Annotated in this window: 11 protein-coding genes; all 11 read right to left on the bottom strand. The window is 33.1% G+C overall.

From position 1 onward, the window contains the following. Window position 1: 1 nt before the first annotated feature. A complete protein-coding gene (locus tag GBO31_RS05820) occupies window positions 2-3,196 on the bottom strand; it encodes an AsmA family protein (protein ID WP_219007387.1) in 3,195 nt (1,064 codons plus the stop codon). Between the two features lie 341 nt (window positions 3,197-3,537). Continuing rightward, window positions 3,538-4,122, bottom strand: a complete 585-nt coding sequence (locus GBO31_RS05815; protein ID WP_219007386.1) for a hypothetical protein — start codon at window positions 4,120-4,122, stop codon at window positions 3,538-3,540. Between the two features lie 156 nt (window positions 4,123-4,278). Then, the gene (locus GBO31_RS05810) at window positions 4,279-5,025 is read right to left on the bottom strand and encodes a HupE/UreJ family protein (protein ID WP_219007385.1); all 747 of its coding nucleotides are present in this window, start codon (window positions 5,023-5,025) and stop codon (window positions 4,279-4,281) included. 72 nt (window positions 5,026-5,097) lie between these two features. After that, entirely contained in the window at window positions 5,098-7,269 is a 2,172-nt protein-coding gene (locus GBO31_RS05805; RefSeq protein ID WP_219007384.1) for a M3 family metallopeptidase, read from the bottom strand. Between the two features lie 141 nt (window positions 7,270-7,410). Beyond that, window positions 7,411-7,995 (bottom strand): HupE/UreJ family protein, encoded by a 585-nt coding sequence (locus GBO31_RS05800; protein ID WP_219007383.1) that lies wholly within the window; start codon window positions 7,993-7,995, stop codon window positions 7,411-7,413. Between the two features lies 1 nt (window position 7,996). Further along, on the bottom strand, window positions 7,997-8,506 hold the full coding sequence (locus GBO31_RS05795; RefSeq protein WP_219007382.1) for a DUF6702 family protein: 510 nt from the start codon (window positions 8,504-8,506) through the stop codon (window positions 7,997-7,999). A gap of 17 nt (window positions 8,507-8,523) precedes the next feature. After that, the gene (locus tag GBO31_RS05790) at window positions 8,524-9,804 is read right to left on the bottom strand and encodes a dipeptidase (protein WP_219007381.1); all 1,281 of its coding nucleotides are present in this window, start codon (window positions 9,802-9,804) and stop codon (window positions 8,524-8,526) included. 160 nt (window positions 9,805-9,964) lie between these two features. Beyond that, window positions 9,965-10,639 carry a suppressor of fused domain protein gene (locus GBO31_RS05785; RefSeq protein ID WP_219007380.1) on the bottom strand — a complete coding sequence of 225 codons (675 nt, stop codon included), beginning with the start codon at window positions 10,637-10,639 and terminating at the stop codon, window positions 9,965-9,967. A 22-nt stretch (window positions 10,640-10,661) separates the two neighbouring features. Continuing rightward, on the bottom strand, window positions 10,662-13,775 hold the full coding sequence (locus GBO31_RS05780; RefSeq protein WP_219007379.1) for a VPS10 domain-containing protein: 3,114 nt from the start codon (window positions 13,773-13,775) through the stop codon (window positions 10,662-10,664). A 219-nt stretch (window positions 13,776-13,994) separates the two neighbouring features. Continuing rightward, on the bottom strand, window positions 13,995-14,561 hold the full coding sequence (locus tag GBO31_RS05775; RefSeq protein WP_219007378.1) for a hypothetical protein: 567 nt from the start codon (window positions 14,559-14,561) through the stop codon (window positions 13,995-13,997). An 85-nt stretch (window positions 14,562-14,646) separates the two neighbouring features. Then, window positions 14,647-15,291: an alpha/beta hydrolase gene (locus GBO31_RS05770; protein ID WP_219007377.1), complete on the bottom strand. Its 645-nt coding sequence runs from the start codon at window positions 15,289-15,291 to the stop codon at window positions 14,647-14,649. Window positions 15,292-15,468: the final 177 nt, after the last annotated feature.

The raw sequence follows: 15,468 nt of genomic DNA, 5'->3' as shown, positions 1-15,468 counted from the left end.
ACTACTTTCCTTTTTTCTTACCTAATGAGATTTTGTAGTCATCGATACTTCCTTTAATCTTTAGATTGAGATACTTTATTTTTTCATTAGGATCCACTTCTACAATCTCATCTTCTTGCTGTGTTGTATTGATTGTATCCTTTTTATTCCCAAATAGTTTTTGCCAAGAAGCCTTTCGTACCGTTTTCCAGGGAATACGCACATAATAATCTATATTTTGGTTGCTATCATGAGTACCTGATAACTCCATATGCCCCAAAGTGGATTCAATAGTCATTGCGGGAATATTGATTTTTCCTTTATTGATATCCAAGTTATTTTGTAAAGTATCAAATCGTATATTCTGCAAGTTTTTATCTCCCATATAATCCGATAGCGCTAACATTGGATCATAATTTTTCAATCTCCCATTTAGTACTTTCACATCCATTTCTACTGTAGATTGATCTAAATCAGGAACCATATCTGGGTACACTCTTATCTTTCCTTTGATTCTGGAAGTAAGTTTTCCTTGTAAATTTTCTGAAACCAAATGATCTTGCCCAAAATTTTCAAATTTGAAAAGTAATTTATCTAAATCTACATTGGTCATTACCAAATCTGGTCGCATATAGATATGTTTGGGATCACTACCATTAAAATATCCATTTAATGCTATATTTCCTCCGGCGGCATCCATATTTAAGGTATCTATATAAATATAGTGATTAGGAGTTGTTCTTATATCTGCTTTGATATTTTGAAGATCAATTCTATGATAGATAAAATGTGCTATATCAGCCTTAAATTGCATATCGGTAAAGGGCAATTCATATAAATTAAAAGCCTCTGCGTGCTCTTTTACATCAGCTGTTTTTGAAGTTGTAATTTCTGAAGATTTTGGTGGATTTACATCAAACTTAAAAAGTGCATCAAAATCTATATAATTTGCTTTTACAGCTAGGTAATTATCTCTTTTCTTTATATCCTGATCTTCTCCTAGATAGTAGTTAAGGTCAAGATTAAAATTAGTAGCTCCAATTTCTCCATGAAAATCTTTTATCACAATATGTTCATCCTCATAATGAATATTGCCTCTAAAATTATCAAAGCGTAGAGGATGTAATTTCATTTTAGTATCCAACTTATCTAAAGCCACATCAATGGAATGCAATGACGAATCCTTATAATGCATACTAGAGCCAAAATGTAATGCCAACTCATCAAATTCCTCATGTCTGTATTCTTCAGGAACATAATTTTCTCCTTTGTACGAAAAGACATCTTCTAATCTCAACTTTTTAGAAGTAAGATTGATATCTAAATCCACATCTCCATTAAGTTCAGGTTGCATCCAAAAGGCATAATCGTGTATCAACCCATCAAAGTGAAAATCACTATCATCTATATAGCCTGTAAAATCCACTATTTTTAGATCTCTGTTATTAATCAATACATCTGCATGAAAATCATGTAACTTATGTGGATAATGTTTTGGATCTGCATATAGGTTATCAATAAAAAACTCGCCTTTAGGTAAATATTTAGATTCTGTAAAATCCTTTGCAGAAGCTTTAAATGAAAGGCCTAAGCTTAGATCCTTGACTTCTTCGTCGAAACCTCTTTGGATAGTATCTTGTTTTGAAAAGCGAGTTAATTCAGCAATATCCAATGTATTAGAACTAATATCCAAATGAACATCTACTGGAATATCAGTATGGTGTACAATGGCGGGTAAATCTGAAAGAAAACCACTTATAGATAAATCCGATTTTCCAATCGCCAATTCAAATTGGTTAAGATTCGCTTCTTTACCATTCATTACTAAATTCACATTCAAATCGTGTAAAGGAGCAGGAAGTTCTTTAGCTTCTAGACTCAAGTCTTTTATGATCAATTCTGCAAAATATGCTTGATTAAGTTTCTGTAATGCCTTTTCAGGATTATCGATATCGATAATGTCATGAAAATTCATTTTCAAGGAAACTTCACCAGATGCATTCTGGACTTGTTCTAGTTCAAAAAATTCTGTGATAAAGTCCAAATTAAAATTAGAATTGACTTGCATATCGACTTCTGGTGAGTCAAAATTCTTCACAAAAACGGAACCTTTAAATTCGCCTTTTTCTAAAGATGCTGTCATATCTGTAAGCGAAAATTCCATGGTGCTAGTATCCCGATTTTCACCATTTGTAAAATGACCGTTGAACCCCATATTATCAATCTTTTTAGCTTTTTTAGTATTTTCTAAAAAAGCTTTCCCAGCTCCAAAATTAGCCTTGATAAAAGGTCTGTTTCCTTTGTTTGCAGGCCCTTGGATCTTTGCATTAAAATAGATCTCACCTGCATTTCTGTATTTTTCTAAAACTGGTATGACATCTGTTGGAGCAAAAGCAATCAGCATATCAAAATTAGGTTTTGTTCCTTTTATAGAAAGGTCGAGATCCACATCATTTTTTGTATCTATGGATCCTTCTAACTCAAAATCTCCATTTTCCATGACAATACCTGAAGGTGATATATCTAAAATACCTGTATCTTCATTAAATACTACATCTGTATGTACTTCAAAATGTTTATTATGTATAAAAGTGGTATCTCCGTCTTTGATTACATTTAACTCAAAATGAGTATCTATATGTCCTGCGATCTCATTCTCTTTCTGGCTAAAACCACCAGTCCCCGCATACATAAACTTTTCTACATCTGTATTTGTTGCTTCGTCTAAAGTGTGAATATCCAAGCTTTTAAATCTAATTTTTTTTAGATGAATATTGGTAGAAGATGCTTCGGTTTCAGAAGTACTTGCTAAAGAATTTTGAATATTGGTGGTATTGTTTTCATGAATCACAATATTAAAAACTCCCTCTTCTATCACCAATGACTGAATATCATAATTTCCTTTTATTATATCCCAAAGATTGAAACCCACATAGATATCTTTTACATCCATAATAGTGGAAGCATCCTCTTCTTTGGTTTCAAAAATTTGAACATCATACACTTTTATGGAAACATAAGGAAAGTTGCTAAAAAGAGATAATTCGCTTTCTCCTACTTTTATTAGACCTTTATGTTCTTTATTTAGTTTTGCTATCTCTCCTTGAATGATCTCAGATTGGTTATTTTGAATATAGAGCATTAGGCCTCCTATTACTAAAGTTGGGGCTAAGATTAGTACTACTAAAATTCGTTTCCAGAATTTTTTAATCTTCAAGGCAGTGGTCTTTAAGGTTAGAAAAAGTATACGACTTTAAAAGTAACGAATTCGTATCAAAAAATCGTATGTCAAATGTTATTTTGTATGTCATTCTATTGCTTACTATTCCTTTTTTATTTTTAAAATCTAAAACAGCACAAATTATGATTTTTATATGGTAATTATTCATATGCTATAGATGTCAATTGCTTCTGTTATTAAAGGGTTATAAACTTCCCTTTGAGAATCATTTTATCATACATTCAATTTTAAATACTATTACATTCTAAGGTTCTAAATAACAAAACCGAAGTATATATCATACCTCGGTTTTAAACATTTTGTATATAAAGAATAATTTACCTCTGGTTAAAATAGTTTGCTACTTCTTCATAGCTATAGATATCAATACCTTTATCTTGTAAATTCTGCATTTTAGTTTCTACAGAAGTAGCACTTCTTGAAGATGCATCGTTCGAAGAAATAATAAAATAACGCACTTTTGAGATACTAGCATTTAATGGGCCTGTAGTAGAAAGCGCATAAACGGTAATTAAATCTGGTTCATAGGTATACGTAATTACTTCTTCATTACCATTATCAAAAGGAAATGCATACGTCATAGGATACCAAATATTACTACTAAAAAGTTGGAAGTAGACTAAAACTAAAGCATCATCAGCAACTGCTTCTGTTAATAACGGTTCTGTAATTTCTACAAAATTGGCCTCTTGTCCTAGGTAGGATCCTGAAGTCCAAGATGGAAAAGGATCTACTGTTACACCAGTTACGTTTGCATTTCCATCCTCTCCATCTTGTCCAGGTTCTCCTTGTATTCCTTGTTCCCCGTTTAATCCATCCATACCATCTTCACCTTCGCATGACATGCATAATGACAAAGAAATTATAAACGAAAAATAAAATAGTCTTTTTAAAGTTTTCATAATTTAATTTTTAAAAAAGTTTTGTTTACTATTAATCTGTACTCTTTTAAAAAGGTTAACATTCAAAAGAATATTTTTTTAAAAATTAATTATGCTAGTACTATTTTTAAGTTGAAGAATAATTAAAAAGAGAATAAATTTATACTGATATTACAGCTACAACATTCTTTCAATAAACCAAAATAATCCCATTGCAGCAATCATTAGAGAAGCTGGAATCTGTATTCGTTTCCTATACCAGCTTTTGTTTTTCATAAACCATACAAGTATTGCAGCGGTAATTAACACCAATAACTGTCCTAATTCCACACCAATATTAAAGGCTAATAAAGAAGGCACAAAGTTATTTTTAGGTAATCCATATTCACTTAACACCACTGCAAAACCTAAACCGTGTAGTAAACCAAAGCCAAACACAATAAATGGTCTCCATTTGGTCGTTTTTTTAAACACACAATTCTCTACAGCAACCCAAACGATAGAAAGTGCTATAAGAGGTTCTACTATATCCGAAGGCACTTGTACAAAACCAAGTGCTGCTAATGCTAATGTAATCGTATGGGCAAGGGTAAATGCTGTTACCTGCCAAAGCAGTGGTCTTAAAAAAAGACTAGAAAAAAATAGGCCTAGCACAAAAAGTATATGATCCAACCCTTTTGGGATGATATGTACAACACCTGCTTTGACGAATAAGAAAAATCTTTTATACCAAGGCATCGCTGCTAATTGGCGCTTACGCTGGCGTTTTAAAGCAGCTTTGTATTCAGCTGTCATTTGTTCATCTTGGAAAGAAAGTTCACCTTGCTCTATTTCCAATATCAAAAGGTCATCTTGCTCATGAGAGAAAGCCACAAAACTTGAATGTAAGAAAATAAAGAGAATAAAAATTTTAAGATACTTCATACAAGCAATAGGTATTTTTAAAAACAAAGCGGCAAGAATACCCTTGCCGCTTTCTATATAACTTTAGAAGAATTAGTCGGTGGAACCATCCAATCCTCTTACTTTCAATAGTGCATCTATTTTAGGCTGACGCCCACGGAATTGTTTATATAGCTCCATTGCTTCTTCTGTAGATCCTTTTTCATAAACATGTGTTCTTAATTTTGCCGCAAGTTCTGAATCAAAAACATTTCCTGCTTCTTTAAATGCCTCAAAACCATCTGAATCCAGAACAGCTGAGTGCACATAACTATAATATCCTGAAGCATAACCACCAGCAAAAATATGTGAAAAGTAAGTACTTCTATAACGAGGTGCTATTTCCTTAATTAAACCAATTTTGGTTAATGCAGCTTCTTCAAAAGCATCAGCATCTTTAAGATCTTCGTCAGCCTTAATCGTATGCCAATCCATATCCAATAATGATGCAGCTAGATATTCTGTATTTGCAAAACCTTGATTGAATTTGGAAGCTTTTAATAATTTGTCAATTAATGCATCAGGAATAGCTTCTCCAGTTTCATAATGTGTAGCAAACGATTTTAGAATTTCAGGTTCACTTGCCCAATGTTCAAGAATTTGTGCTGGAAATTCAGTAAAATCCCGAGGACCAGATGTACCCGACATACTACCGTATGTAACATTCGTTAAAATACCGTGCATCGCATGACCAAATTCATGAAATAAAGTAGTTACATTTTCAAAACTTAGTAATGCTGGTGCATCACCTACAGGAGCAGGAAAATTACACACATTCACTACAACTGGGCGTTCTTTTCCATCAAGATTGGATTGCCCTTTAAAACTACTCATCCATGCTCCACCACGTTTATTGGAACGTGTAAAGTAATCGCCAATAAAAATACCAAGGTGAGTTCCATCCTTATCTTTTACTTCCCAAACACGAGCATCTGGATGATATACATTAATATCAAATAATTCGGTATAACTTAACCCCCATAATTTATTTGTAGTTGCAAATACACCTTTAAGGACATTATCCAATGATAAATAAGGTTTTAACGCTGCTTCATCTAAATCGTATTTAGCTTTTCTAACCTTCTCAGAATATTGCCACCAATCCCAAGCAGCTACTTTAAAGTCATGTCCTTCTTTATTTACGACTTCTTGCATATCAGCAACTTCCACTTTTGCTCTTTCCAATGCTGGCTTCCATAATTGCATTAATAGATCATAAACTTCTTCAGGTGTTTTTAGCATACGTTCTTCTAGTACAAAGTGTGCATGTGTTTCATATCCCATTAACCGAGCGCGTTCTGCACGTAGTTTAGCTATTTTGGCAGCGATTTCCTTATTATCAGTTTCGTTATCATTATCACCTCGCTGTACATAAGATTTGTATAGTTGCTCACGTAAATCACGTCGATTAGATTGCGTTAAAAACGGATACATACTACTACGATGTGGAGTAAATACATATTTGTCTTTGTATTTTGCCCTTCCTTCTTCAGTTTCGGCTTTTTCCATTTTCTGTGCGGCTGTTTCTGCAGCTGCTGCAATAATACCTTCTGAAAGACCGTCTAAGTCATCTTTACCCAAAACAAGTTCGAAACCATTCGTTTCGGCTAATAAATTTTGACCGAATGCTGTTGTAAGTTCGGAAAGCTTTGAATTAATTTCTGTAATCTTCGCTTTTTGTTCTTTATTCAATAAAGCTCCACTACGAACGAATGACTTACGCGTATCTTCCAATAATTTAAGCTGCTCATCCGTTAGTTTAAGATTCTCACGATCTTGATACACGCTTTCCACTCTTTTGAACAAATCTTCATTAAGCGTTATTTTATCGTAATGAGCAGAAATAAGTGGGCTTAACTCTCGCTGTAATTCCTGCAATTTCGGGTTCGTATTTGAACCTGTTAAATTAAAAAACACACGTTGCACTTTAGTAAGTGACTTTCCTGTTCTTTCTAAGGCTTCTAGTGTATTAGCAAAGGTTGGCGCTTCGGTATTTTTTACAATGGCATCAATTTCCGCAAGGTTTTCTTCCATACCTTTTTTGAAAGCAGGCATAAAATGCTCATCTTTTATTTTATTAAATGGCGGCACACCAAATGGTGTATCCCATTCTTGCTCAAACGGGTTTTCTGATTCTGTTACTGGCACTTGGTTTTCAGTTTTTTTTGTTTCTTTTTGACAGGCAGCTAAAAGCACTACTATAGAAACAATAAGGACTTTTTTCATTATTTGAGTTATTGATGATCTCGTAAATATAATTGTTTAAGGTATTCTAAACCAAGAAATTTTAAAAGATGACTTTTAAAGTTTTCTTAATTAACAGGCATTTTTATTCAGAATTACTTAAAATTTTAGAAATAAAGGTATTTACCAGATCTTGTTTTCCAGTATAAAAATAAGTGACATTCCTGTTGCAGCTCCTGAAATAAAAACATTCCAATCTCTATGTTTCACTGCAAGTTTATTTAAAAACAAATAGGCTATACCAACAATAAAAAACACTACCAAAATTTGTCCAAGCTCAATTCCAATATTAAACCCTAATAAGGGCAATGCTACTGATGATGAATCCATTAAAAGTGCCTTAAAATAATTTGAAAAACCCATCCCATGAATAAAACCAAAGAATAATGCCATGGCATAGTTTTTTCTCATTTTGGTGTTATCATCTGCTGGATTTGAACCTATGACATTATTTAATGCTGTTAGAAATATAGTAACAGGTATGAGGAATTCGATAATATTAGATGGAATTGTAACGATATCGAGTGATGACAAAGCTAGCGTAATACTATGACCAATGGTAAAAGCTGTGACCAAAACAAGTATACTCTTCCACTGCTGAATTCTATAGATAGCACATAAAGCCACTAAAAAAAGCATATGGTCATAGCCTGCAAAATCAGAAATATGTTCGAAACCTAATTGAATATAAAAACCAAAAGAATCCATACTAAAACTTTAATTCATGAACCGACTTTTTTTTATCAAGCATCAAACTTTTTGATTTTTCATCGACATGAACATAGACGATATTGTTTTGATCAAAAAAAAGGTCTGTAAAAACTGCATTTTTAACTTCAAGAGATTTTAAAGGTGTAGATTGATTATATTCGAAGTATACCCAAAGCGCTGTATTATCTCCTTCTCCTTTTAGGTTTTTATTTTTAATTTTCAGCTCTACCAAGGTATTATTCACTTTGACATAGAAAAATCGATTCAAATAATTAAGAAGTAATTGATTTGCTTTTGCTGATTCGTTAGGTTGACAGAATGCAAGTTCATTACTATTAGGATCAAAGACAATGGCTTCATTCACATCTGTAAGGAACAGTTTAAGATTAATTGTTAATTTTTGTTTTTTGGAAGAATACTCAATCTCACATAACGATAACTTCAGTGGATGTGCTTTTAATGAGTTAGTTGTCCAACATAAAATTATAAATACAAACAATCGAAGCATGATCATAGAATTTTCACTTATGTGGTCTCTTCAGCTTGTATCTTTTTAGCAACTTCCTGTACTTCTTTAAAGACACGAATCAAATTACCTCCCCAAATTTTTTCAATCTCTTCTTCTGTATATCCTCTTCTTACCAATTCGATAGTAATATTCATTACTTCACTAGCATCAAAAACCCCTTCTATTCCTCCTCCTCCATCAAAGTCACAACCAATTCCTACATGATCAATTCCTGCTACTTTTACAATATGATCAATATGATCTCCTACATGCTTTAATGTAGCTGGTGGAGCAGGATATTTCGTATTGAGCTCTTCAAAAGCTTTTCTAGCAGCAGTTTGTTCTTCTAATGTCATCTGACCAAAAGGCTTCATATTAGCTCTTAGTGCAGCAACAGCAGAATCTCTTTCCTTATTCGGTGGTGCTTGACGTAAATAATCAGCTAGCATTGTAAGTTGAACAACTCCTCCATTTTCAGCCATTAACTTTAACATTTCATCAGACATATTACGATCGTGTTTGGTTACTACTCGCGCATTAGAATGACTGGCAATAATAGGTGCTTTGGATACAGAAATGGCATCGTAAAACAGACTATCACTTCCATGAGAAACATCTACCATAATCCCTAAACGGTTCATTTCTTTCACAACTTCACTACCAAAATCACTTAAACCATCATGTTCAGGTCCATTAGGATCAGTAGCTGAATCTGCTAAATCATTATTAGCTGAATGTACCAAAGTGATATAACGAACTCCTTTTTCAAAATATAAACCAACATTTGAAATATCATTACCAACAGGATATCCATTTTCAATACCGATATAGATAGCACGTTTCCCTTGTTTTTCAAGAGAATAAGCATCATCCGGATTGAGTGCTAAACCTACCTCATCGGCATTTCTTTTTGTGGAGGTAATAATAGAGTCTATCATTTGCAGACAAAGATTTTTTGCTCTACCATGACCATCATCATCTCGAATATCTTGCGCCACAAAAGTTGCGAAGAAAATACCATCTAATCCTCCTTCTTTCATGCGTGGATAATCTACCTTAGAACCAGTTTCCTTGGGGTCATGTTTTTCAGATAGATCAAAACCTGGTTGTATCATCCGTAAAGGAGTATCTGCATGTGTATCCAGTGTTAGAACACGACTATGAATTTCAAGTGCTTTCTGAATTAACTCTTTGTCTTTATCCGCATTTGCATTTGTTGTTTCAGAACTTTTTTTACAACTTACTAGTAAGAAAGTAATCACTAGAATAACTAAATAATTAGAGTTTAGCTTACACATATGAGTTTCTATTATGATTTGAATGTATTTAAAAGTACAATAATAACTTTAATTGTGTTCATTTAACTTTATAGAGTTTCTTAAAAGCATCAATTGAAAATTGATTTTCAGCAAATTATCTTAAACAAGAGATCTTTTGGCGTTTTGTTATTCATAAAACTTATATCACTGATTCCCGATTCTTTGATAATTTATAATAGCCTTTTTCTATTAATTTATCTGCAATTTCCTTTCTACCATCTGCACCATTTTTCATGATATGATCTAATTCATTTTTTGTCAAAACAACTACACTTACTAGCGAAATTTCTTCAATACTTAACGCGATTTTATCAGAAATCTCATTGTTTTTTAATCCTAATAATACGCCAACTTCTCCATTCTCTCCTAAAAATATCTCTGGTAAACCATTTCCATTTATGGTTGATGATATATAGGTATAATCATTTAGAGTATACGATATATTTGGGTTGAAAGCCGCCATATTACTAACTTGTTTAAGAATACTAAATTCCCATGAATCAATTACCTGTTGAATATCAGTATATATATTATCTGTTATTGCGTATAATTCAATTCCTATACCATTATACCCTTGATTCTCTTCATTAGTATCAAAGTCATCATAGGGATCACTCAAACCATCAGTAGCGATAACCGTTCCGTTCGCTGTTTTTATTCCAATATGAGCTTGCCTTAAGGACGGCCATCTTGGCCCTCCTAAAAAAGAAGGATTTATCAGATTCCCTGCAACATCTGAAAAAAGTTCTCCAATACTCTTCCAATAGGTATCTCTTTTTTCATTAGATAGTTTAAAATGATCTTCGTATTTCACAAGTTTAAATTCTAAGAGTTACTTAATTCTTTTCAATAATTAATGCTGGAATATCTAATGATTTGTATAGATCATTATAAGCTTTCATTTCAGTATTAATAATAGCATCTCTTTCATTTTTATACACTTTCCAATCACCCATAAGATCATTAAAACGTTCTTTTGCTCCTTTAGTCACTTTTGGATCTGCTTGATCTATATAGTGTAATAGTTGTATCAGCTGTGCATTTAGTTTATTATTAAAATTGATGACATCCTGAAATGTTTTCTGCTTTTCTTGTACCAAATTTTCTTCCCATGTATTGATACGTTTTTGTAATTCTTCTCCTTTTTCAATCAATGTCTTAGCTTTCTCATCCTCTTTCAAAAGTTTAGCATATTTGGTCAATTGATCTTTTGCAGAACGCATTTGAATAACAGATTCATGCATATCTTTCAATGTATTTTCTATGTTTACCAGTATTCTTTGTTGCTCTACAAAATCCTCAGGAGTTGATTGAATTGATGGATTCGGAAGAATTGTTACTTCTGTTTCTACGGTTTCTTTCTCCAAGGATAGTCTTATTGTATACTTTCCCGGAGCAACACTTGCTCCAGAAAGTCCTCCAAAAACAAAAAGTTTATTGATGGCTGGAATCGCTTCTCGATGAAAGTCCCAAGTAAATCTATGATATCCTTTTTTGGAAGGTAGTACTTCAGGTTTAGCAGGACCTCCAGGCCAAGTTTTAAAATCTTTCTGCTTCTTATTCGTATAAGATCTGATCACTTTTGTTCCTTGTAAAACATCTAATTGTAACTTTAAAGAATCTGCATCTTTGTTTAAGTAATAATCTAATGTAACTCCACTTTTAGGATTGAGTCCTTGACCAACGGCTTTAGAAACTCCTCCAAAAATTCGATAGCTAGCTTTAGGTTTAAATAATTGAATATTTTTCTTTTCTACATTCATTTTTTGAAGCACACCTAAGTCATCTAAGATCCAGAATCCACGTCCGGATGTTGCTGCGACCAAATCATTATCCTGAATAATCAAATCATTAATAGCAACTACGGGTAAATTTAATTTTAGACGTTGCCAATGTGCACCGTCATCATTAGAAACATATAAACCTGTTTCGGTACCTGCATATAACAATCTTTTTTTCTTTTTATCTGCTCTAACCACTCTTACAAAACCATTCGGGTCGTCCAATCCATTTACAATTTTCACCCAAGTTTTACCATAATCATTCGTTTTAAAAACATAAGAATTCAGATCCAAAGATTTATACCTCATAATTACGATATAGGCAACCGCAGGATCATGTTCAGAAATGTCGATGCTATTGATAATACCATCAGCAATACCTTGAGGTGTAATATTTTCCCAATTAGTACCTCCATTTTTAGTAATATGTACCAAACCATCATCAGTTCCCGCATACAGTACTCCTTCCTGATGCTGAGACTCTACCAAAGCGGTGATTGTATTATAGTTTTCACCACCAGCAGCTTCGTTGGTATATGGGCCTCCACCAGGACCATGCTTATCTTTTTGGTTTTTTGTTAGATCAGAACTTATAGTAGTCCAATTGATTCCTCCATCTGTTGTTTTAAAAACGACATTCCCGGCATGATAAATAGTTTTTCTATTATGGGGAGATGCAATGATAGGAGCATTCCAATTGTAACGATATTTAGAATCTTTTGGTGCAATACTTAATCCTAATTCAGGATATTCTTTGATTGATTTATGTTCTCTAGACGATTTTGTCCACTTACTAATATTTCCTTGATAGGTTCCTCCATAAACAGTTTCAGGATTGTCCGGATCAAATGCAATAAAAGCACTTTCTCCTCCAGCTACAGAATACCAATCTTTCCAATCAATTCCTGCATCATTGGTACGACTTGCAATAGCAATTGCGGTATTATCTTGTTGTCCTCCGTACACATTATAAGGCACCAAATTATCCGTAATCACACGATAAAACTGGGCAGTAGCCTGATTTTGTTGTGTGCTCCAACTCTTTCCTCCATTAAAAGAAATATTTGCACCGCCATCATTAGAATTGATCAAATTTGTATTATCATGTGGATTAATCCACAGATGATGGTTATCTCCATGAGGTACAGGAATATTTACAAAGCTTTTTCCTCCATCGATAGATTTCATTACTGGAGCATTTAGAACGTATACCACATTTTCATTCTGCGGATCTGCAAAAATCTCCATATAATACCAAGAGCGTGCTATATTAACACGGTTTTTATTGACTTGTTCCCATTTTTTTCCGGCATTATCAGAACGGTATACACCACCTTTTTCGCCTTCGGCTTCTATTACTGCATACACTCGTTCTGGATTTGCTCTAGAAACAGATATTCCAGATTTACCGAAATCTTTAGGCAAACCTCCTTTCAATTTATTCCAAGTATCACCACCATCAATAGATTTATATAATCCAGAATGTTCTCCACCAGATTCCATGATCCAAGGATAGCGACGATGTTGCCACATAGAAGCGTATAAAATTCTTGGATTTGTCATATCCATGGATAAAGAAGATGCTCCTGTAGTATTATTAACGAATAGTACTTTCTTCCAAGTTTTTCCTCCGTCATTACTTCTGTAAATTCCTCTTTCATTGGTAGGAGCATATTGTGCACCTTGAGCAGCAATATAGATGACATCTGGGTTTGTTGGGTGAATAATTACATCAGAAATATGACGTGTTTTCTCTAACCCAATATGAGTCCAAGTTTTTCCCGCATCCATTGATTTATATACACCATCTCCCATAGAAGTCATTACACCACGTGCAGGATGTTCTCCCATTCCGACAACTACAATGTTTGTATCACTTTCTGAAACGGTGATGGCACCAACAGATCCCATCTTAAAAAATTTATCTGAAATGTTATTCCAAGTAATACCATCATCGGTAGTTTTAAAAACTCCTCCTCCGGTAGATCCCATATAGTAGGTATGAGGCTCACCTATAACTCCGGTAGAAGCAACACTTCTACCTCCTCTAAACGGGCCAATATTTCGCCATTGTAATCCATGAAATAAGGAATCAGTAAGCTTTAAATTTGGTTCTTTTGTATTCTTTTTTCTTTTTTGAGCCTGATGAGTTACAGGCACTAAAAGCATACAAACAAGAATGATTTTAAGAGTTTTACAATAGCTATGAATTGTTGGGGAAACAGACGAGCGTCGAAAAAAATTGATAATTATTTCTGAGTTCATTTTGATGAAGTACTAAGATATTTGTGTGATTCGTTACAGAATTTTCTGAAGGAAATATTCTGAAAAGTCACTAAGGTAGGAAAATTACAATGTTTTTTAAAGATTACTTCAAGATCATCCGTTTTAATTTATAATTTCGATATCCCATTTTTTATTTGCCCCCATATTGAAATATTCATTTGTAAATTCAATAAGTCTCTTTGTATTATCTTTCTTTGGATAGAATACTATTTTTACTACTTTCTCATCCTTATAATAATAAGTTTCAGGTATTGAAGCGAATATTTCAGGTTTATAATATCCCGCTTTCAGATATGCTTTACAAACAGCACTTAGCGGAATTTCTTGACCAGATTCCGTTGTTATGTACTGATGTATGATCTCATCGATACCTTTTGATGGATCAATCTTTTTCAAATTCTCTTGTATAAGACTCATTGAAATTCCCATTTGATGTATACGTAAAGTATCTATTTCAAACTCTAGTTTAGGAATGCTAATCGGTCTGCCTATAATTTTCAAACTATCGATTAAACCTGTCTTCACAAAATCCTCTATTAGCATATCGTACGCTTTTGGAGGGTCTAAAAACTCATTACGGACAATTAACTCCAGAATCTCATTTTTTTGATAAGAAGCACAGGAATTAAAGGTTAAGAAAAAAATAATAAAATAGCTGATTCTAGTCATTTGAACTTTTTAAATTTGATTAGCCTTCATTATAATTCTTATTAGGTTTTGATTCTTAAATCAATTTATGGTATTCAACAAAAGTCTAATTCATCTTATAATTACCATTTGCCCATTGCATCGTAGGCTTTATCCATTCTTTTAAAGGTTTGAATAAAAATCCATGTTCCATTCCTGTATTTAATTCTATTTCTTTAAAATTCTCAATAGTACAAGTGGAATTTTCTTTCCGTTCGATTGCTGAGACACCAAAGGGATCAGATTTTTCATAAATCGTCAAAATATTTCCGCAATAATTAATTTCAGGAATATCCTGAATATCACTATTCTTGAAACTAGCAATAAATACAAAATTTAAATTAGGATTGTTTGCTAAGGTAGAAACGTATTGCGCAATATATCCACCTTTAGAAGTTCCAACCACAGTAATCTTTTGAGGTGTTATGCCGTTTTGTAGCAAACTATCGATTTGGTTCACAACTCCAATAGCATATGTACGCGCATTTACATTTCCTTTTCTTTGTTCACTAATAACATTGAATCCGCTATTTTCAAAAGCTTTCAGAATCTCATTGTATTGAGTTCTTCCATATTGTGGATGAGATTCTTTTAGTGTATGCTCTTCCAGAAATCGGTTATGAAGAAAAAAAATAAATCGATCATCCTTTTGCCCATTACAAGCAAATAATATGGAACAAAATAAAATTCCTATGAACCAATTTGTTTTCATGTACTTCTTGATTTTTAATTATGTGTAAGGTGTAGATTACATATTAAAAGAAAATATAAAGGTAACTAATTCCGACATGCTTATTTATTAGAAAATTGTCCATGCATTAGTACTGGTTATCCATTCTGAGAACTTCTATTTCGCCTCAACTTTGCATTGCAACGATAAAACAAAAAA

Source organism: Aquimarina litoralis, assembly GCF_019295435.1.
GTDB lineage: Bacteria > Bacteroidota > Bacteroidia > Flavobacteriales > Flavobacteriaceae > Aquimarina > Aquimarina litoralis_A.
Note: the sequence above shows the minus strand (reverse complement) of the source record. Positions and strands in the feature narration are given on the sequence as shown.

Bases quoted from the DNA above. Each gene is read 5' to 3' on its own strand.
- GBO31_RS05790 (WP_219007381.1), bottom strand. From the start codon at position 9,804: ATGTGTAAGCTAAACTCTAATTATTTAGTTATTCTAGTGATTACTTTC.
- GBO31_RS05805 (WP_219007384.1), bottom strand. From the start codon at position 7,269: ATGAAAAAAGTCCTTATTGTTTCTATAGTAGTGCTTTTAGCTGCCTGT.
- GBO31_RS05775 (WP_219007378.1), bottom strand. From the start codon at position 14,561: ATGACTAGAATCAGCTATTTTATTATTTTTTTCTTAACCTTTAATTCC.
- GBO31_RS05800 (WP_219007383.1), bottom strand. From the start codon at position 7,995: ATGGATTCTTTTGGTTTTTATATTCAATTAGGTTTCGAACATATTTCT.
- GBO31_RS05770 (WP_219007377.1), bottom strand. From the start codon at position 15,291: ATGAAAACAAATTGGTTCATAGGAATTTTATTTTGTTCCATATTATTT.
- GBO31_RS05780 (WP_219007379.1), bottom strand. From the start codon at position 13,775: ATGCTTTTAGTGCCTGTAACTCATCAGGCTCAAAAAAGAAAAAAGAAT.
- GBO31_RS05810 (WP_219007385.1), bottom strand. From the start codon at position 5,025: ATGAAGTATCTTAAAATTTTTATTCTCTTTATTTTCTTACATTCAAGT.
- GBO31_RS05795 (WP_219007382.1), bottom strand. From the start codon at position 8,506: ATGCTTCGATTGTTTGTATTTATAATTTTATGTTGGACAACTAACTCA.
- GBO31_RS05815 (WP_219007386.1), bottom strand. From the start codon at position 4,122: ATGAAAACTTTAAAAAGACTATTTTATTTTTCGTTTATAATTTCTTTG.